Genomic DNA, 17,873 nt, shown 5'->3' with positions numbered 1-17,873 from the left:
CGAAAGCCAGGCAGTGACCGCGACCGACCGCTCCATCGAACTCATCAACACCGCCGCGCAGGCGGCTGCCGACAAGATCGCGCACGACATCATCGCCTACGACGTCAGCGACGTGCTGTCGATCACTGACGCCTTCCTGCTGGCCTCCGCGCCCAACGACCGCCAGGTCAAGTCGATCGTCGACGAGATCGAGGAACGGCTCAGCAAGGAACTCGGCGTCAAGCCCGTACGCCGCGAGGGCGACCGCGAGGCCCGCTGGGTCCTGCTCGACTACGTCGACATCGTCGTCCACGTCCAGCACAGCGAGGAGCGCGTCTTCTACGCCCTCGAGCGGCTGTGGAAGGACTGCCCCGAGCTGGAGCTGCCCGCCGACGCCAAGGAGACCCGCGGCAAGGCGGAGGAGCACGCCAGGCTCCGGGCCGCCGAGGAGGCGACGGAGACCGACGGGGACTGGCGATGAGCGCCACCGGCGAGGTGACGGCCGGACAGCCGGGCCGCGGCCGGCGCGTCATCCTCTGGCGGCACGGCCAGACCTCGTGGAACGTGGAGCGCCGCTTCCAGGGCACCACGGACGTCGGGCTCACCGAGACCGGCGTGGCCCAGGCCCGCCGTGCCGCCCGGCTGCTGGTCGGTCTGAGGCCCGACGCGATCGTCGCCTCCGACCTCCGGCGGGCCTCGGACACGGCCGCCGAGCTCGCCGCCCTGACCGGCCTGGACGTGACGCTCGAGGAAGGCCTGCGGGAGACCTACGCGGGCGTCTGGCAGGGGCTGACCCACGACGAGATCATCGCGCGGCACGGCGAGGAGTACGCGGCGTGGAAGCGCGGCGAGCCGGTCCGCCGCGGCGGCGGCGAGCTGGAGACCGAGGTGGCCGACCGCGCCGCCCCCGTGGTGCTCCGGCACGCCGAGAAGCTCTCCGAGGACGGCACCCTCGTCGTGGTCAGCCACGGCGGCACGATCCGCACCACCATCGGCCGCCTGCTCGGTCTGGAACCGCACAGCTGGGAGAGCCTCGGCGGCCTGACCAACTGCTGCTGGTCCGTCCTGGGCGAAGGCGTCCGCGGCTGGCGTCTGCTGGAGCACAACGCCGGCACGCTGCCGGAACCGGTGCTCGGCGACGACGACTGAGGGGCGGCCGGCCGGGCCCGGTACCCGGATTTCACTTTCCGGCAGGTCGCAGGCTAAAGTTCTTCTTGTTCGCCCCGCCGAGCGGAGCGAAAGACCATGCGGCTCAGCCGCGTGGGACCAGGGGCTATAGCTCAGTTGGTAGAGCGCCTGCATGGCATGCAGGAGGTCAGGAGTTCAATTCTCCTTAGCTCCACAGCCCACGGACGAATCCCGTCCCCCTCGGGGGGGCGGGATTTTTCGTCTCCCCCGCTTGAGCAACAGGCGTCCCACGGGCGTATACCCCTGTGGGACTCCGTGTCCGGACTGGTACTGAGGCGTCGCTGACCGTATTGGCCCGGTCGTGGCAGAATCAAACGGCCGGAAGGGGACCGCGGCCCGACGGGAGGGAGTGGCGATGCCTGCGAGCATCCTCGAGGAGGTCGGTCACCTCCTCGGCGGAGCGGTGGCGCGGAACACGTCCACCCGTCTCAACTGCCCTTCCTGCGGTTCCGGCCACGTGGCCCAAGTCCTCGGCGACAACGGCGGAATCTCGTACGTGTGCACGGCCTGCGGCCACAGCTGGAGCTGATCGATGGGTGCACACAGGCGAAAGTGCGACTGGTGCGGCAGCGGTACCCCGATCGTGCGGGACATGGAGCCGGTCAATCCGGACTACCAGTACTGGTGCGAGGAGTGCGCGCGGGCACTGATCATAAAAGGCGACCCGATCGAGACGTACCGCGAGCTCGAGGGTGAGCCGATCTACGGCCGGCTCCTCGAGGAGCACTGCACGCTCAAGCGGTTCTATTCGTTCGTCACGGCATAACGAGCCCCCGCAAGTGGGCAAAACGGGCAAACGGGAAACGATTTGGTGTTGTCCCCGGTCGACCGTGTAATGTTGGCGTCGCCGCCGGGGAAACCGGGCGGCAGACGGCAAGGGGCTATAGCTCAGTTGGTAGAGCGCCTGCATGGCATGCAGGAGGTCAGGAGTTCAATTCTCCTTAGCTCCACAGAGAAACCCCCCGGATCTTCGATCCGGGGGGTTTGTTCGTTCCGGCTTCGCCTCGGCCCCGGTCTTCGCCTCTGCCTCAGCGGCCGAGCGCCCGGCGGCCGCGTCCCTGGGACAGGACCGGCAGACTGGTGCGCGAGGACGGGGCCTGCCCGCGGGTGTCCTCCTCGATGCGCAGGGCGAGCGCCGGACAGCGGCGCACCGCGCGGACCGCCTTGGCCTCCGCGAAGCGGGGCACGTCGGCCTGAGCCACGGTCGGGAAGCCGTCGGCGCCGAGCTGGAAGACCTCCGGGAGGATGTCCGCGCACAGTCCGTGGCCCCGGCACAACGTCCAGTCGACGTAGATCTTCTGTCGGCTGGGGCCGTTCTCCTCACCGCCGCCGCCCGGGATGCCCGTAGGGGTCCCGCCACCCTCGAGGAGCGGCAGCACGCCCTCCACCGGTCGTCCGCAGCCATTGCCGAGCACGTGGGCGGCGAGGTCGTCCGTGAACGCGTTGACGGTCGACTCGATGAACATCGCCGAGCCGTCCGGGTGCGAGCAGGCGCCGCGCCGCTTCACGTTCCTCGCGACCTGCTTGACCGCCTCCAGGGCGGCCGGGCCGCCGCCGTTCAGGATGTCCTCCAGGCCGCGCGCGGCGGCCGGCAGGCCCAGGTAGCAGGGGCCGCACTGGCCCGCGCTCTCCTGGGCCAGCCACTGTGCCACCCGCAGCGACTCGCCCAGCGGGCAGGTGTCCTGACCGATCGGCAGGATCGCGCCCGCGCCGAGGGAGCCGCCCACCCGCCGCAGGGAGTCGCGGGAGACGATCGCCTCGTCGACGGTCGCCGCGTCGATCCACTTGCCGTGGTAGCCGCCGGTCAGCACCCCCTGCGGCTCCGGCGGGGCGCCGGCCAGCTGGAGGACGTAGCGCAGCGGCACACCCGTCGGCACCTCGATCACCATCGGGCGGGCCACCGCGCCGGAGACGGTGAGCATGACGGTGCCCGGCTCGTCGTACAGGCCGGTGTTGCCGTAGCGCTCGGGGCCGATGCGGGCGGCGATCGCCAGCTGGGCGAACGTCTCCGCGTTGGACAGCAGGGTCGGCGCGCCGCCGACGCCGCTCCTCGACGCGCTGATCTTGCGGCCGGGCGGGATCGCCGGGCCGCCGTCGATGGAGCGGACCAGCGAGGCCGCCGCGCCGGTGACCATGCGGACCGGATTGCGCTGCACGCGCGCGCGGAGGGCGGATCGGCGCCCGTTGCTCAGGCCACGCTCGGCGAGGGCGGCCTCCATGGAGCGCTGGGTGGACTCACGGGTGACGCCGATGACGAGGGTGCGGGCGCCCATGGCCTCGGCGCACAGCAGCGCGCCGTCCAGGATCAGGTGCGGGGCACGGTTGATGAGCACCGTGTCCTTGCGGCAGGCGGGCTCGTCCTCGCTGCCGTTGACGACCACGACCGGCCGTACGCCACGCTTGATAGCGGCCTCGGCGACCGAGCGCAGTTTCTTGTGGAAGGGGAAGCCCGCGCCGCCGCGGCCCTTCAGGTTGATGCGTTCGGAGAGCTGGGCGAGCTGTTCGCCGCCCAGCGGTTCGAGCGGCCCGTGCACCTTGAGGTGCATGGCCAGATCCAGGCGCTCGACAAGGTCGAAACCCGACGTGAGCTGGGGAAGGCCGACCACGCGGACTTCGGGTACGTCGGGCAGGGCCTCGTTCACTCAGTAGCCTCCGGTAGGCGTGTTCCAGGGTTCGCCCGAACCCGGTGCGTCGAAGTCGTAGGACGCGTCGTAGGACGACGGGCCGGGGGACGTACCGGGGGACGTGCCGGGGGTCGGTTCTGTGGCGGGACCGCTGTTGTACGTGTCGTTCGGGTCATACGTGGCGTGGACGGTGTTCGTCTCACCGGTGTCGTACACGTCACTCGAGCCATGGCCCGGGGCGCCCGGTGTGCCGTAGACCGGGATGGTGTGTCCGGTGTCGTTGAGCGGGTCGTAGGCCGACGGGGGCGCCTCGCCGACCGGCGGCGGCGACGGGACGGGCCAGCCGCCCGGGGTGCTGCCGCCGCCGTCCACGAGGGGCGTCGCCTCGGTCGGCCGCATGCCCGGCGGCAGCCGGGTGGGCGCGGTCGCGTCGGCCGTCGGCGGCTGCCGGCGCGCGCCCGGGGGACCGGACACGGCTCGGTAGGCCGCCGCGAAGCCGTTCACCGGCTCCGGGGCGGTGAGGCGCTCCGCGGGCTCGTACAGCGGCGTGGACGGGCCCGCCGCGCGTGGCCGCGACGCCCCGGCGCCCTCGTAGCCCGGCAGCGTGGAACCGGCCGTCGTCCGGGTCCGGCTCTCCTCCAGTTCCTCGCGGGCCATCCGCTCCCCGGTCCCGAGGAACCCGGCGATCCGGTCGGCGACCCCGCGCTTGACCGGGCGGGGTGCCGCGCGCAGTGCCAGGGCCGCCATGACGCCGAGCACGGACAGGCCGTACAGGATCAGGAAGACCGGCTTCGCCGCGCGACCCGCGTAGAGCCCGTGCAGCAGGGCCAGGCACCACGCCGGGTAGGCCAGCATGTGCATGGCCCGCCAGCGGGCGGCCACGGGGGCCGGGGACGCGAAGCGGTTGCGCAGGGCGCCGGTGACGCCCACGAAGATCATGAGCATGCTGGCCAGGGTGCCGAAGCCGATAAGGACGCCCCGGCCGCCGAACGACTCGTCGTCCGTGGTCAGGAGCCCGAACGGGATCACCGCGGCGACCCAGGTGGTGTGCTCCAGTGCCAGCTTGACCCCGATGTGCACCAGCAGGAACACGACCGCGGCGACCGCGGTGGTCCGGTGTACCGCCTGGGCCAGGATCCGTTGGCGGGTGTCCAGGACGATCCGGTCCTGGGCGACGAGCCCCCAGATCACCGAGCAGCTGAGGAAGACGAGGGAGAGGACGCCGGCGCCGAAGTCGAGGAACTGCGCGAAGGTGTCGTCCGCCGTGCTGTCGTTCGTCACCACGGCAGACCTTCCCACTTCACGGACGGGCGGGGAGGGGGTGAGCTGTTGCCGCGGGGGTGGACCAGGGGAGGGTTCATGGGGGCGACTCCGAGCGGTTCGGTAAAGCGGTCCCGCTGCCGCACTCTAAGTGGCGCCATACCCGCGGGTACGAGGTTTGAGTTATTGCGTTGTTATCAAACGACAATGCGCTCGTACTCATGTCCCATAGCGGTCGTTACGCGAAGTAACCTTTGACCTTCGTTCAGGTCGACCGGTCGTAAGGCGTGGTGCGCGCTGTGATCGCGGTGTTCTCGGTGATCGCCGGGAGGGTGTCGGGGCATCTTCAGGGGGCGTCGGGGTGGTTGCTGGGGGCGGGCGTGATGGCGGTCGTGGTGGCGGTCGTGGTGGTCGTGGTGCTGGTCGTGGTGGTGGGGGGCGTGGGTGGCCGGAAGCCCCTCGCGACCCGCTCGACGACTGCGGTACCCTGACGCCATGCGTGCCGTACGCCTTCTGCTTAGCGAGCCGCGCTGATCAGTCCCGGCCCGGTCGAAATCCGGTGGCCGGAATCAGCGCGGCGTCCCCTCCTGTGCGAGGGGATTTTTCATTTCCCGGCATTCGCAGCCGCTGGTCTTGAATGTCGCAGCCGCTGGCAGAGACGATCGATGGAGCTTTGAGGATCATGAGCGAGACGAACCCCGCGGCGACCGCCCCTGTGTCGGCGGACGCCGCGCCGCACCGCTACACGGCCGCCATGGCCGCCGAGATCGAGGCACGCTGGCAGGACTTCTGGGACGCCGAGGGGACGTACGCCGCGCCGAACCCCAAGGGTGACCTGGCGGGCGACCCGGAGCTGGTCGCCAGGCCCAAGAAGTTCATCATGGACATGTTCCCGTACCCCTCGGGTGCGGGCCTGCACGTCGGCCACCCCCTGGGCTACATCGCCACCGACGTCTTCGCCCGCTTCCAGCGGATGACCGGCCACAACGTCCTGCACACCCTGGGCTTCGACGCCTTCGGCCTGCCCGCCGAGCAGTACGCCGTGCAGACCGGCACGCACCCGCGGGTGTCCACCGAGGCCAACATGAAGAACATGCAGAGCCAGCTGCGCCGGCTGGGTCTGGGCCACGACAGGCGCCGGTCGTTCGCCACGATCGACCCCGAGTACTACAAGTGGACCCAGTGGATCTTCCTGCAGATCTTCAACTCCTGGTACGACGACGAGGCGAGGAAGGCCCGGCCGATCGCCGAGCTGGTCGCGCAGTTCGAGTCCGGTGAGCGGACCGTACCGGGCCACGCCGGGCGCGTGTGGAGCACGCTGACGGAGGCCGAGCGCGCCGACGTCCTGGGCGAGTACCGCCTGGCCTACGCCTCCGACGCGCCCGTCAACTGGTGCCCCGGCCTGGGCACCGTGCTGGCCAACGAGGAGGTCACCGCCGACGGCCGCTCCGAGCGCGGCAACTTCCCCGTCTTCAAGTCCAAGCTGCGCCAGTGGAACATGCGCATCACCGCCTACGCCGACCGGCTGCTGGACGACCTGGACGCGCTGGACTGGCCCGAGGCCATCAAGCTGCAGCAGCGCAACTGGATCGGCCGCTCCGAGGGCGCCCGCGTCGACTTCCCCATCGACGGCGAGAACATCACCGTCTTCACCACCCGCCCGGACACCCTGTTCGGCGCCACCTACATGGTGCTGGCACCCGAGCACCCGCTGGTCGAGAAGTTCACCCCGGCCGCCTGGCCCGAGGGCACGCACGACGCGTGGACCGGCGGTCACGCGACCCCGGCCGAGGCCGTCGCGGCGTACCGCGCGCAGGCCGCGTCCAAGTCCGACGTCGAGCGGCAGGCCGAGGCGAAGGACAAGACCGGCGTCTTCATCGGCGCCCACGCGACCAACCCGGTCAACGGCGAGCAGGTCCCGGTCTTCATCGCCGACTACGTGCTGATGGGCTACGGCACCGGCGCGATCATGGCCGTCCCGGCGGGCGACCAGCGCGACTTCGAGTTCGCGCGCGCCTTCGAGCTGCCGATCCGCTGCATCGTCGAGCCCACCGACGGCCGGGGCACCGACCCGGCCACGTGGGAGGACGCCTTCGCCTCCTACGACGCGAAGATCATGAACTCGTCGAACGACGGGATCAGCCTGGACGGCCTGGGCGTCGTCGAGGCCAAGGAGCGCGTCACCGAGTGGCTGGAGCGGACCGGCGCCGGCGAGGGCACCGTCAACTTCCGCCTGCGCGACTGGCTGTTCAGCCGCCAGCGCTACTGGGGCGAGCCCTTCCCGATCGTCTACGACGAGGACGGCATCGCGCACCCCCTGCCCGAGTCGATGCTGCCGCTGGAGCTGCCCGAGGTCGAGGACTACTCCCCGCGCACCTTCGACCCGGACGACGCCGACACCCGGCCGGAGACCCCGCTGTCGCGCAACGCGGACTGGGTGAACGTCACCCTGGACCTGGGCGACGGCCGGGGCCCGCGCCGGTTCCGCCGCGAGACCAACACCATGCCCAACTGGGCGGGCTCCTGCTGGTACGAGCTGCGCTACCTGGACCCGCACAACAGCGAGCAGCTGGTCGACCCGGAGATCGAGCAGTACTGGATGGGCCCGCGCGAGGGCCTGCCGCACGGGGGCGTCGACCTGTACGTCGGCGGCGCGGAGCACGCCGTGCTGCACCTGCTGTACGCGCGCTTCTGGTCCAAGGTCCTGTTCGACCTGGGGCACGTCTCCTCGGCCGAGCCGTTCCACAAGCTGTTCAACCAGGGCATGATCCAGGCCTACGTCTACCGGGACAGCCGCGGCATCGCGGTGCCGGCCGCCGAGGTGGAGGAGCGCGACGGCGCCTACTACTACCAGGGCGAGAAGGTCTCCCGGCTGCTGGGCAAGATGGGCAAGTCCCTGAAGAACGCGGTCACCCCCGACGAGATCTGCGCCGAGTACGGCGCCGACACCCTGCGCCTGTACGAGATGGCGATGGGCCCGCTGGACGTCTCCCGGCCGTGGGACACGCGCGCGGTGGTGGGCCAGTTCCGGCTGCTGCAGCGGCTGTGGCGCAACGTCGTCGACGAGAACACCGGCGAGGTGACGGTGGCGGACGCGGCGGACACCGACATCGACGCGGACACCCTGCGCGCCCTGCACAAGGCCATCGACGGCGTACGGCAGGACCTGGAGGGCATGCGGTTCAACACCGCCATCGCCAAGGTCACCGAGCTGAACAACCACCTGACGAAGGTGGGCGGCCCGGTCCCGCGGTCGGTCGCCGAGCGACTGGTGCTGCTGGTCGCGCCGCTGGCCCCGCACGCCGCCGAGGAGCTGTGGCGCAAGCTGGGGCACACGGACTCGGTCGTCCACCAGGACTTCCCGGTCGCCGACCCGGCGTACGTCGTCGACGAGACCGTGACCTGCGTCGTGCAGATCAAGGGCAAGGTCAAGGCGCGGCTGGAGGTCGCTCCGTCGATCTCCGAGGAGGACCTGGAGAAGGCGGCGCTGGCCGACGAGAAGGTCGTGGCCGCGCTGGACGGGGCCGGGATCCGCAAGGTGATCGTGCGGGCACCGAAGCTGGTGAACATCGTCCCGTCGTGACGGCGTGACGTCGTGACGTCGTGACGTCGTTCGCCGTGACGTCGGCACGGCGGGACCGGGCCGGGCGCTCGGGGGGCGCCCGCTACGGGTTCGGGAGCGTCCGACTCGTGTTCGGGGGTGTCCCCTACGGGACGGCCCGCGTCCGCTACGGGCCGGTTCAGGGTTGAGTACGGGCAGGTTCGGGGTTCTGTCGGAACCCTGGGCCTGCCCGCTGCGTTTACCGTGGAAGAGCGGCGCGCAGAGTGCCGTGGCCCGCCGGTGCGCGGGCCGGACGCTCGGAGGAGGAGCTTCGTGGAAGTGATCGCGGTATTGGCCCTGCTCTTCGTGCTCGCCGTCGTCCTGGGCGTCTACGCCACGGTGAAGGCCGTCGGCGCTGCCAAGCGCAGCGTGGACCGCGGCATCACCCAGGCCCGCCGCACGGTCGAGGACCACACGCTGCGGGCCAAGTCCTTCGTCCAGCTGGGTCCGGCGGGCGAGCTGGCGCAGCTGCGGCTGACGCTGCGCACGTCGATGCGGGTCACGCAGGACGCGCTGCACGCGGGCGTGGCCGAGGACGAGTCCCTCAAGGAGTCCCTCGCCCTCTTCGACCGGCTCAGCGCGCACGGGTTCGAACTGGACGCCGAGCTCAGGCGGCTGGAGTCGGAGCCGGACCGTGCCACCCTCGGCGGGCTCCTTCCCGCGCTGCGCGAGCGCACCGAGCGGATCACCCGGTCGGCGGAGGCCCTGCGCTGGGCGGCCCGTGACCGGGCCCGCCGCTTCGCCGACGACGACCTGGACTCGCTGAGCGCGCAGATCGACGTCGAGGCGGGCGCCCTGCGTCACTGGATGGAGACGGAGCCCACCGCCGCGCCGCCGCCCTGGCCCGAGGCCCCCGCCACCGACGCCCCGGCCGCCCGGCAGAGTTGGCCGCAGAGCCCACAGGCCTCACAGACCGCACAGGCCTCACAGGCCTCACAGGCCTCACAGGCCTCACAGGCCTCGCAGGCCTCGCAGGCCTCGCGGCAGGAGTCGGCGGAGGAAGCCGCGAGGCCCGCCATCACCCCGCCCGTCCCGAGCCCGGTGTACCCCTGGCAGAAGAAGGCCCGTCCGGAGAACACGACCTGATCACAGCCCTGTGAACGCCCGGCCGTCGAGGCCGGGCTGCCGTACGGGCGCTACGGCAGGTAACCTCCAGCTCATGTCCCGCCATGTCGCTATCGTCACGGATTCAACGGCCTACCTCCCGGCCCGGACGATGGAGCGGCACGGCATCACCGCGGTACCCCTGACCGTCGTCCTGGGCGACCGGGCGCTGGAGGAGGGCACCGAGATCTCGACCCGCTCGCTGGCCCAGGCCCTGCAGAAACGGCGACCGGTCACCACCTCCCGCCCCAGCCCCGAGCTCTTCGCCGAGACCTACCGCAGGATCGCCGAGTCCGGCGCCGACGGCATCGTCTCCCTCCACCTCTCCGCCGAACTCTCCGGTACGCACGACGCGGCCGTCGTCGCCGCGCGTGAGGCGGCCGTCCCGGTGCGTGTCGTGGACACCGGCATGATCGCGATGGCCCTCGGTTTCTGCGCGCTCGCCGCGGCGGGTGCGGCGGAGGCCGGCGGCACGGTGGACGAAGCCGTCACGGCCGCGGAGAAGCGGGCCGCGGGCACCTCCGCCTACTTCTACGTCGACACCCTCGACTATCTGCGCCGCGGCGGCCGGATCGGGGCTGCCCAGGCCCTGTTCGGATCCGCGCTCGCGGTGAAGCCGCTGCTGCGGTTGGGCGACGGCCGTATCGAGCCCCTGGAGAAGGTCCGGACGGCGTCCAAGGCCATCGCCCGGCTGGAGGAGATCGTGGCCGACCGGGCGGGCAGCGCGCCCGTCGACATCGCCGTCCACCACCTCGCCGCCCCCGACCGGGCGTCGGCCCTGGCGGACCGCCTGCGGGGCCGGGTGCCTGGACTGGCCGATCTCCATGTGAGCGAAGTCGGCGCGGTGATCGGGGCACATACGGGGCCCGGGCTGCTGGGGGTCGTGGTCTCGTCGCGGTGAGGGCCGTCGTGTCACCCGTACGAGGTGCGGAGTTGTCCACAACGCGGCGGTAGTCCCCGGGAATTGAGCAAGATCATCGCGGATGTGCCGAGGTGTCCGATCCTCGGCGCATGGCTCTTCGATCACGCTCACGTACAGCGACCGCGACCAGTGGCCCGGGGCGTGCCCCGGCCTCCGACGGCCGGGCCCGTCCACGCCACTCATCTCACTCCCACTCCCACTCCCTCGGCCGGGCGCGGCACGGGCGCCGTCGCGCACCGGCGGAGGAGCTCCGCCGACGTGCGGAGGCGCTCTTCGCCGAACAAGGACGCGGCGAACGCGCCGAACACGCCGGTCAGCAGGGCGAGTCGGGGAAGGGGCCGCCCCCACGAAGTGCGGAGGAAGCGGCGGGAGAAGGCGGGACCCGGGAAGAAGACGCTCGGGACGAGGGGACTCGGACGGAGAGGGCCAGGTCAGAGGGGGCGGCACCGGACGGCGTCGCGACGCCCTGGCGGGAGCGGGCGGGGGAGGCACTGCGGGAGCGGATGCCGGTGTGGCTGCAGGTACGGTGCGGGCTGGAGCGGCGCAGCGTGGCCGCGCTCACGGTACTTCTCGTCGTCGCGGCGGTCTTCGCCGCGCAGCACTTCTGGACCGGCCGCACCCAGTCCGTGGCGGCACCCGAGATGGTGCGGGAAGCGGCGGCGTACGGCGAGGAGCGGGAGGGCGAGGCGGCCGCGGGAGATCACGCGACCGGCGCGCCCCAGGGCACGGCCAAGGGCCCGGCCAAGGCCGCGGCCACAGTCGGGGCCGAGATCGTGGTGGATGTCGGCGGCAAGGTCCGCAAGCCCGGGATCCACCGCCTCCCGACCGGTTCCCGTGTGGCGGACGCCCTGCGTGCCGCCGGGGGCGTGCGGTCCGGCACCAAGACCGACGGGCTGAACCAGGCGCGCTTCCTGGTGGACGGCGAGCAGGTGATCGTCGGTGCCCCCGCGCCGGTCACGGGGCCCGGGCCCGGCGGCACCGCCCCCGCCGGGCCGGGCACCCCAGCGGCCGGAGCCGCGCCCGCGGCACCGGTCTCTCTGAACACGGCGACCGCGGACCAGCTCGACACGCTGCCGGGCGTCGGTCCCGTACTGGCCGGCCACATCATCGACTACCGCACCCAGCACGGCGGCTTCCGCTCGGTGGACGAGTTGCGCGAGGTGACCGGTATCGGAGAGCGCCGCTTCGCCGACCTGCGAAACCTCGTGCGGCCATGAGCACGGACGCGAGCACGAACCCGAGCGCGAACCCGAGCTCGCGGACGAGACGGCCGAGCCCGCCCGGGGAGCCCCCCGACCGGACGACGCCCCCGCGCGCGGCCGTGCACGCCGCTTCCGGGCACCGGCTCGGCGCGGCCCATCCCCGGCAGGACGGGCCTACGGACCTGCGGCTGGTCCCGCCCGCGCTCGCGGCCTGGGCGACGGCGGCGCTGGTGCTGGACGCACCGGCCGACTGGGCCGCGGGCGTCGTCACCGGCAGCCTAGTCCTGGCCGGGGTACTGCTGCTGAGGTCGGCGCGCGGACGGCGTACGGCCCGCGGACAGAGCACGGCGCGCGGGCGGCCCCACGTCGCGGTCGCCGCTCTGCTCCTCTGCGTCGCCGCGTCCGCGACCTCGGCCGCGCTGCACGGCGCGGACCTTCATCGTGGCCCCGTGCCCGCGCTGGCGCGGCAGTACGCCACCGTCACCGCGGAGGTGGAGGTCACCGCCGACCCCCGCCTCACCCGGCCCCGCGTCCGGGGCAACCGTGCCGTTCCGCCCACGGTGGTGATCGAGGCCGACGTCCGACGGGTGACGGGGAGGGACGGGACGGCCGCGACCACCCGGACGCCGGTGCTGCTGCTCGTCGACGTGAACGAGGAGGACCCGAGCCGCGCCTCCCAGAACCCGCCGGGGGACTCGTGGCTCTCCGGCGCCGGGTCCGGCGCCGCGCGCTGGCTGGGACTGCTGCCGACCACACGGCTTGGCGTCACCGCCCGGACGGCGCCCCCGAGGACGAGCGGGGACCGGATCGCGGCCGTGCTGCGGGTCCAGGGCGGTCGGGAGGCACCGAAGGTGGTGGCCGAGCCTTCGGGCGCGCAGCGGCTGGCCGGGCGGCTCCGTGCCGGGCTGCGGGAGGCCACCGACGGACTGCCGGCGGACGCGCGGGCACTGCTGCCGGGGTTGGTCGTCGGGGACACCTCGCGCGTCACACCGGAGCTGGAGGAGGCCTTCAAGGAGACCGACCTCGCGCACACCCTGGCCGTCTCCGGTGCCAACTTCACGATCGTGCTCGCCCTGCTGCTCGGGCCCCCCGGGCTGGCCCAGCGCAGCGAACGCCGGGGGCTGGCGCCCGGTCTCGGTCTCTCGCTGCGGACGACCGCGCTGCTCGGCGGCGCGCTCGCCCTGGGCTTCGTCGTCGTGTGCCGGCCCGATCCGAGCGTGCTGCGGGCCGCCGCCTGCGGGTCCGTCGCCCTGCTCGCCCTGGCCACCGGACGCCGCAGATCGCTGCTCCCGGCGCTGGCGACGGCCGTACTGCTGCTGGTGCTGTACGACCCGTGGCTGGCCCGCAGTTACGGCTTCCTGCTCTCCGTGCTGGCCACGGGGGCGCTGCTGACGCTCGCTCCACGGTGGAGCACGGCATTGCGCCGGCACCGGGTGCCGCCCCGGCTCGCGGAGGCGCTGGCCGCCGCGAGTGCCGCGCAGGCCCTGTGCGCGCCGGTCGTCGCCGTGCTGTCGGCGCGGGTGAGTCTGGTGGGAGTGCCGTGCAATCTGCTCACGGAGTTCGCGGTCGCGCCGGCCACCGTGCTGGGCTTCGCCGCGCTGGCGGCGGCACCGGTGGCGATGCCGGTGGCCAAGGGGCTGGCCTGGTGCGGAGGCTGGCCGGCCGAGTGGATCGCGGTAATCGCCCGCACCGGCGCCGCGCTGCCCGGCGCGGGAGTGGACTGGCCGGGCAGCTGGACCGGGGCCGCGCTGCTCGCCCTGGTCACGGTGGGCGTGCTGCTCGTCGGCCGGCGGTTGCTGAGACACCCCTGGTGGTGCGGAGTCTGCGCGGTGCTGCTGGTGCTCGCGGTGGTGCGGCCGCCGCCGCTGGCCCGGGTGGTCACCGGGTGGCCTCCGCCGGACTGGCGGATGGTGATGTGCGACGTGGGACAGGGCGACGCCATGGTGCTCGCGGCGGGGGAGGGCGCCGGCGTGGTCGTGGACGCCGGGCCCGACCCGGCGCTGGTGGACCACTGTCTGCGCTCGCTCGGCATCACCCGCGTCCCGCTCGTGGTGCTGACCCACTTCCACGCCGACCATGTGGCGGGGCTGTCCGGGGTGCTGCGGGGGCGTTCGGTGGGGGCGATCGAGACGACCGCCCTCGAAGAACCCGAGGGCCAGGCCGAGTCCGTCCGCAGACAGGCGGCGGCACGGCGGATCCCCTTGCGGCACGCCGCCGCCGGGGAGCGACGGCGGTCCGGCCCACTGTCCTGGCAGGTGGTGTGGCCACCACCGGGCCCACCGACGTCCACGGCACCGGGCCCACCGACAAGCACGGCACCGGGCCCACCGACAAGCACGGTGCCGGGCCCACCGACAAGCACGGAAGGACCCAACGACGCCAGCGTCACGCTTCTGGTGCGGACGGCGGGACTGCGCCTGCTGCTGCTCGGGGACCTTGAGCCCCCGGCCCAGCAGGAGCTGGCACGGTCACCGGCGGCAGCGGCAATGGAAGGGGTCGACGTGCTGAAGGTGGCCCACCACGGTTCCGCCCACCAGGACCCCGGCCTCATGCGGAAGGTGTCCCCACGGCTGGCGCTCATCAGCTGCGGAGAGGACAACACCTACGGCCACCCCGCTCCCGGCACCGTCGAGGCGCTGCGCGCCGAAGGGGCGATGGTGCTGCGGACGGACCGGGACGGCGCCCTGGCGGTCACCGGCACGGACGGGGCGTTGCGGGTGGCGGGGGACTGAGGGCGTGACTCCTTCCCCGCCGGTGAGGCGGCGTGGCTCCGATGGTGAGTGAGTCGGCCCTGACGATCAGGCATTACACCCGGAGCGGTCAATTCGGGCCACAGGGGGCTACTCGTGCGTACTCCCAGCACATGCGCTGGTTTCCCGTGATGTGGTCCCGTGTTGCCTCGAATGCCCCATCAGTGATCGAATGTTTCTTCGTCAACTAGTTTCTCAAGTCGTGCAGAGGGTGTCGCAGATGATCGGCCGCTGGCTGGGAAGCCGAACGAAGCGGATGCAACGGACGGGTCCCCTGGCAGCGGTGCGGACCCCGCCGAACGCGGGAGTGCTGAGCTGCCGGGTCCTCGACCCCGTCAACGAGCCGGTGCTCAACGCGGAGTTCACGGTGAGCGACGCCATGGGCCGCAAGGTGGTCAGCGGCGGGACGGACCCCTTCGGCTCGTTCGTGGCGACGGTGCCCACGGGGGAGTACCGGCTCGCGGTGTCCGCCGAGGGCTACACGCCGTACCGGGCGTCCGCGACCGTCACCGAGGACACGCTGGCCTCACTCGGCGACGTGACCCTGCAGGTGGCCCAGCCTCCGGAGCTGCCCACGCCGGGCGACTGGGAGATCGAGCCGGCGCACTCGTCGATCGCGTTCACCGCCCGGCACATCGGGCTGGCCCGGATCCACGGCCGGTTCAACTCCTTCGCGGGCGCCGTGCGGATCGCCGACGACATGGAGCAGTCGGCGATGCACGTGGTGATCGACGCGGCGTCCATCGACACCAACGTGAAGATGCGCGACGACCACCTGCGGTCGGGGGACTTCCTGGACGTGCAGTGGTTTCCGACCCTGGAGTTCTACAGCGACCGTTTCACGCACCGGGGCGGCAACCGGTGGGCCGTCACGGGGGCGCTGTCGCTGCACGGTGTGACCCGCACGGTCACCCTGGACGCCGAGTACCTCGGCCTCGGCAACGGGATGGAGGGCGAGGCGCGGGCCGCCTGCCGTGCCACCACCGAGCTGCACCGTGACGACTTCACGGTGAGCTGGCAGACGATGCTGGCGCGAGGCATCGCCGTGGTCGGCCCCAGCATCAGGATCGAGCTCGACATCCAGATCGTGCCCAAGAGCTGACCTGACACCGGCCTGGCGGTCGGGCTGCCGCGCGGTGTCCGACAATGGCACGCGTGAGTGAAGTGAGACATGTGCTGGTGCTGCCCGACCGCGACGCCGCCCAGGAGGTGGCCCAGGAGCTCGGGGAGCGGTTCGGACTCGACGAGGAACCCCAACTCGTCCGTGACGCCCTGGCCGGCGAGGACGACGCCGAGGACGCCCAGTGGCTCGTAGTCCTGCGCGACGAGAAGGGACGGCTGGACCCCGGCGAGCTCGACGAGTTCGTGGGGGAGTGGGAGGGCTGGCGCGAGGAGCCCTAGCTGGCCGACTGGTGCGGACGCCGCCGCCCAGCCCGGCCGGGACGCGGGGCGGGGCCCGTTGTCAGCGGTGCGTGCGATGCTTGTCGCGATGGCCAGGAAGACTGCGAATGACGACCCTCTCGCCCCGGTGACCCTTGCCGTGGGCCAGGAGGACCTCCTGCTCGACCGTGCCGTGCAGGAGGTGGTGGCCGCCGCGAAGGCCGCCGACGCCGACACGGACGTACGCGACCTGACCCCCGACCAGCTGCAGCCCGGCACGCTCGCCGAGCTCACCAGCCCCTCGCTCTTCGCCGAGCGCAAGGTCGTGGTCGTACGCAACGCGCAGGACCTGTCCGCCGACACGGTCAAGGACGTGAAGGCCTATCTCGGCACACCCGCCGAGGAGATCACCCTCGTCCTGCTGCACGCGGGCGGCGCGAAGGGCAAGGGCCTGCTGGACGCCGCCCGCAAGGCGGGCGCGCGCGAGGTGGCGTGCCCGAAGATGACGAAGCCCGCGGACCGGCTGGCCTTCGTGCGCACGGAGTTCCGTACCGCCGGGCGGTCGGCCACCCCCGAGGCGTGCCAGGCACTGGTCGACTCGATCGGCAGCGACCTGCGTGAGCTGGCCTCCGCGGTGTCCCAGCTGACCGCGGACGTCGAGGGCACGATCGACGAGGCGGTCGTCGGGCAGTACTACACGGGACGGGCGGAGGCCTCCAGCTTCACGGTCGCCGACCGGGCGGTGGAGGGACGGGCGGCGGAGGCACTGGAGGCGCTGCGCTGGTCGCTGGCGACCGGAGTGGCACCCGTGTTGATCACCAGCGCGCTGGCACAGGGCGTGCGGGCGATCGGCAAGCTGTCCTCCGCCCGTGGCGGACGCCCCGCCGACCTCGCCCGCGAGCTGGGAATGCCGCCGTGGAAGATCGACCGCGTCCGGCAGCAGATGCGCGGCTGGACACCGGACGGCGTCTCCGTGGCCCTGCGCGCGGTGGCCGAGGCGGACGCGGGGGTGAAGGGCGCCGGAGAGGATCCCGAGTACGCCCTGGAGAAGGCCGTGGTGACCATCGCCAGGGCGGCGCGTTCGCGAGGTCGGGCGTAGGCGCGGGCAGGAGCGCGCACAGGACGGTCAGGGGCGTCGTCGGGGATCAGGCCTCAGGCCGACTCCAAGAAACGACGGGCCGGCTCCCGGAAACGACACCCCCGCCGTATCACGGGCATACCGAAGGCCCCGGTGGCCGTCCTGGGGAAGGACGGCCACCGGGGCCTTCGGATCAAGCTCGGGGGATCCATGCCCGCGTGGCGAACGCAGGTCGCGCATGGATCCTTGGGTGCCGGACGGGAGCGGATGAGAGAGGGCCCGCTCTGGGTCCTTCCGGCGATCAGACCAGATAAGTGGTTCAGCCCTTGAGAGCGCCGACCTTCTGCGACAGCGCCGACTTCTTGTTGGCGGCCTGGTTCTTGTGGATGACGCCCTTGGAGACGGCCTTGTCGAGCTGACGCGCGGCAACGCGCTGGTACTCGGTGGCCTTCTCCACGTCACCCGCGGCAGCGGCCTCACGGGCCTTGCGGACCGCGGTCTTCAGAGAGGACTTGACGGCCTTGTTGCGCAGCCGGGCCTTCTCGTTGGTCTTGTTCCGCTTGATCTGGGACTTGATGTTCGCCACGAATGAGCCTTTGCAGGTTCAGGCACGAGGCCGCGAGGGTCCCGTGCCGATGATTTCTTGAAGGAGCGTCCCGTGCTGAGAGGGCAAGAGACACAGCCCCCCACACTACCAGCGGCCCGTCGAGCGGCCCAATCCCGGCCCAAGCCCGTCCCGATTCCGGGCTCCTCCGGCCTCAACCCGTCCCAAACCCATCCCAGCT

16 protein-coding genes and 2 tRNA genes are annotated in these 17,873 nt (G+C 72.2%); 15 read left to right on the top strand and 3 right to left on the bottom strand.

The genetic code is table 11. The features are described from left to right. The first annotated feature begins 13 nt into the window (after window positions 1–13). The 6 genes from rsfS (at window position 14) to ACH4NX_RS10505 (ending at window position 2,117) form a co-directional block, all read left to right on the top strand. On the top strand, window positions 14–460 hold the full coding sequence (gene rsfS / locus ACH4NX_RS10530) for a ribosome silencing factor (RefSeq protein WP_351387935.1): 447 nt from the start codon (window positions 14–16) through the stop codon (window positions 458–460). Further along, window positions 457–1,128: a histidine phosphatase family protein gene (locus ACH4NX_RS10525; protein ID WP_351387938.1), complete on the top strand. Its 672-nt coding sequence runs from the start codon at window positions 457–459 to the stop codon at window positions 1,126–1,128. Before rsfS ends, ACH4NX_RS10525 begins: the two co-directional genes overlap by 4 nt. Window positions 1,129–1,248: 120 nt before the next feature. Further along, window positions 1,249–1,321 (top strand) — tRNA-Ala (locus ACH4NX_RS10520). A 201-nt stretch (window positions 1,322–1,522) separates the two neighbouring features. Beyond that, window positions 1,523–1,696 carry a hypothetical protein gene (locus ACH4NX_RS10515; protein ID WP_351387940.1) on the top strand — a complete coding sequence of 58 codons (174 nt, stop codon included), beginning with the start codon at window positions 1,523–1,525 and terminating at the stop codon, window positions 1,694–1,696. A gap of 3 nt (window positions 1,697–1,699) precedes the next feature. Then, complete coding sequence (locus ACH4NX_RS10510) at window positions 1,700–1,933, top strand: hypothetical protein (RefSeq protein WP_003976229.1); 234 nt, start codon at window positions 1,700–1,702, stop codon at window positions 1,931–1,933. A gap of 111 nt (window positions 1,934–2,044) precedes the next feature. Then, a tRNA-Ala gene (locus ACH4NX_RS10505) sits at window positions 2,045–2,117 on the top strand. A gap of 78 nt (window positions 2,118–2,195) precedes the next feature. On the opposite strand, the gene ACH4NX_RS10500 is transcribed toward ACH4NX_RS10505, so the two are convergent. Further along, complete coding sequence (locus tag ACH4NX_RS10500) at window positions 2,196–3,809, bottom strand: NADH-ubiquinone oxidoreductase-F iron-sulfur binding region domain-containing protein (protein WP_351387941.1); 1,614 nt, start codon at window positions 3,807–3,809, stop codon at window positions 2,196–2,198. Then, the gene (locus tag ACH4NX_RS10495) at window positions 3,810–5,075 is read right to left on the bottom strand and encodes a cytochrome b/b6 domain-containing protein (RefSeq protein ID WP_351387944.1); all 1,266 of its coding nucleotides are present in this window, start codon (window positions 5,073–5,075) and stop codon (window positions 3,810–3,812) included. 275 nt (window positions 5,076–5,350) lie between these two features. Here ACH4NX_RS10495 and ACH4NX_RS10490 point away from each other — a divergent pair, with 275 nt between their 5' ends. The 9 genes from ACH4NX_RS10490 (at window position 5,351) to holA (ending at window position 17,109) form a co-directional block, all read left to right on the top strand. Continuing rightward, window positions 5,351–5,542, top strand: coding sequence for a hypothetical protein (locus tag ACH4NX_RS10490; RefSeq protein WP_398128540.1), 192 nt, complete (start codon window positions 5,351–5,353; stop codon window positions 5,540–5,542). A gap of 191 nt (window positions 5,543–5,733) precedes the next feature. Continuing rightward, window positions 5,734–8,634 (top strand): leucine--tRNA ligase, encoded by a 2,901-nt coding sequence (gene leuS, locus ACH4NX_RS10485; RefSeq protein ID WP_398128539.1) that lies wholly within the window; start codon window positions 5,734–5,736, stop codon window positions 8,632–8,634. Between the two features lie 297 nt (window positions 8,635–8,931). Further along, window positions 8,932–9,738, top strand: a complete 807-nt coding sequence (locus tag ACH4NX_RS10480; RefSeq protein ID WP_398128538.1) for a hypothetical protein — start codon at window positions 8,932–8,934, stop codon at window positions 9,736–9,738. A gap of 73 nt (window positions 9,739–9,811) precedes the next feature. Next, window positions 9,812–10,657, top strand: a complete 846-nt coding sequence (locus tag ACH4NX_RS10475; RefSeq protein ID WP_398128537.1) for a DegV family protein — start codon at window positions 9,812–9,814, stop codon at window positions 10,655–10,657. Window positions 10,658–10,767: 110 nt separating this feature from the next. Then, complete coding sequence (locus tag ACH4NX_RS10470) at window positions 10,768–11,895, top strand: helix-hairpin-helix domain-containing protein (RefSeq protein WP_398128536.1); 1,128 nt, start codon at window positions 10,768–10,770, stop codon at window positions 11,893–11,895. A gap of 104 nt (window positions 11,896–11,999) precedes the next feature. After that, window positions 12,000–14,612 carry a ComEC/Rec2 family competence protein gene (locus ACH4NX_RS10465; RefSeq protein ID WP_398128535.1) on the top strand — a complete coding sequence of 871 codons (2,613 nt, stop codon included), beginning with the start codon at window positions 12,000–12,002 and terminating at the stop codon, window positions 14,610–14,612. A gap of 238 nt (window positions 14,613–14,850) precedes the next feature. Continuing rightward, a complete protein-coding gene (locus ACH4NX_RS10460; protein WP_398128534.1) occupies window positions 14,851–15,732 on the top strand; it encodes a YceI family protein in 882 nt (293 codons plus the stop codon). A gap of 53 nt (window positions 15,733–15,785) precedes the next feature. Further along, window positions 15,786–16,031, top strand: a complete 246-nt coding sequence (locus ACH4NX_RS10455) for a hypothetical protein (RefSeq protein ID WP_351387958.1) — start codon at window positions 15,786–15,788, stop codon at window positions 16,029–16,031. Between the two features lie 88 nt (window positions 16,032–16,119). Beyond that, window positions 16,120–17,109: a DNA polymerase III subunit delta gene (holA, locus tag ACH4NX_RS10450; protein WP_351387960.1), complete on the top strand. Its 990-nt coding sequence runs from the start codon at window positions 16,120–16,122 to the stop codon at window positions 17,107–17,109. Window positions 17,110–17,407: 298 nt separating this feature from the next. Here holA and rpsT read toward each other — a convergent pair whose 3' ends face one another. Beyond that, window positions 17,408–17,674 carry a 30S ribosomal protein S20 gene (gene rpsT / locus ACH4NX_RS10445; RefSeq protein ID WP_345593877.1) on the bottom strand — a complete coding sequence of 89 codons (267 nt, stop codon included), beginning with the start codon at window positions 17,672–17,674 and terminating at the stop codon, window positions 17,408–17,410. Window positions 17,675–17,873: the final 199 nt, after the last annotated feature.

The organism is Streptomyces sp. NPDC017225, from assembly GCF_044331465.1.
Lineage (GTDB): Bacteria > Actinomycetota > Actinomycetes > Streptomycetales > Streptomycetaceae > Streptomyces.
Note: the sequence above shows the minus strand (reverse complement) of the source record. Positions and strands in the feature narration are given on the sequence as shown.

Bases quoted from the DNA above. Each gene is read 5' to 3' on its own strand.
- ACH4NX_RS10525 (WP_351387938.1), top strand. From the start codon at position 457: ATGAGCGCCACCGGCGAGGTGACGGCCGGACAGCCGGGCCGCGGCCGG.
- ACH4NX_RS10515 (WP_351387940.1), top strand. From the start codon at position 1,523: ATGCCTGCGAGCATCCTCGAGGAGGTCGGTCACCTCCTCGGCGGAGCG.
- ACH4NX_RS10510 (WP_003976229.1), top strand. From the start codon at position 1,700: ATGGGTGCACACAGGCGAAAGTGCGACTGGTGCGGCAGCGGTACCCCG.
- leuS (WP_398128539.1), top strand. From the start codon at position 5,734: ATGAGCGAGACGAACCCCGCGGCGACCGCCCCTGTGTCGGCGGACGCC.
- ACH4NX_RS10475 (WP_398128537.1), top strand. From the start codon at position 9,812: ATGTCCCGCCATGTCGCTATCGTCACGGATTCAACGGCCTACCTCCCG.
- ACH4NX_RS10470 (WP_398128536.1), top strand. From the start codon at position 10,768: ATGGCTCTTCGATCACGCTCACGTACAGCGACCGCGACCAGTGGCCCG.
- ACH4NX_RS10460 (WP_398128534.1), top strand. From the start codon at position 14,851: ATGATCGGCCGCTGGCTGGGAAGCCGAACGAAGCGGATGCAACGGACG.
- holA (WP_351387960.1), top strand. From the start codon at position 16,120: ATGGCCAGGAAGACTGCGAATGACGACCCTCTCGCCCCGGTGACCCTT.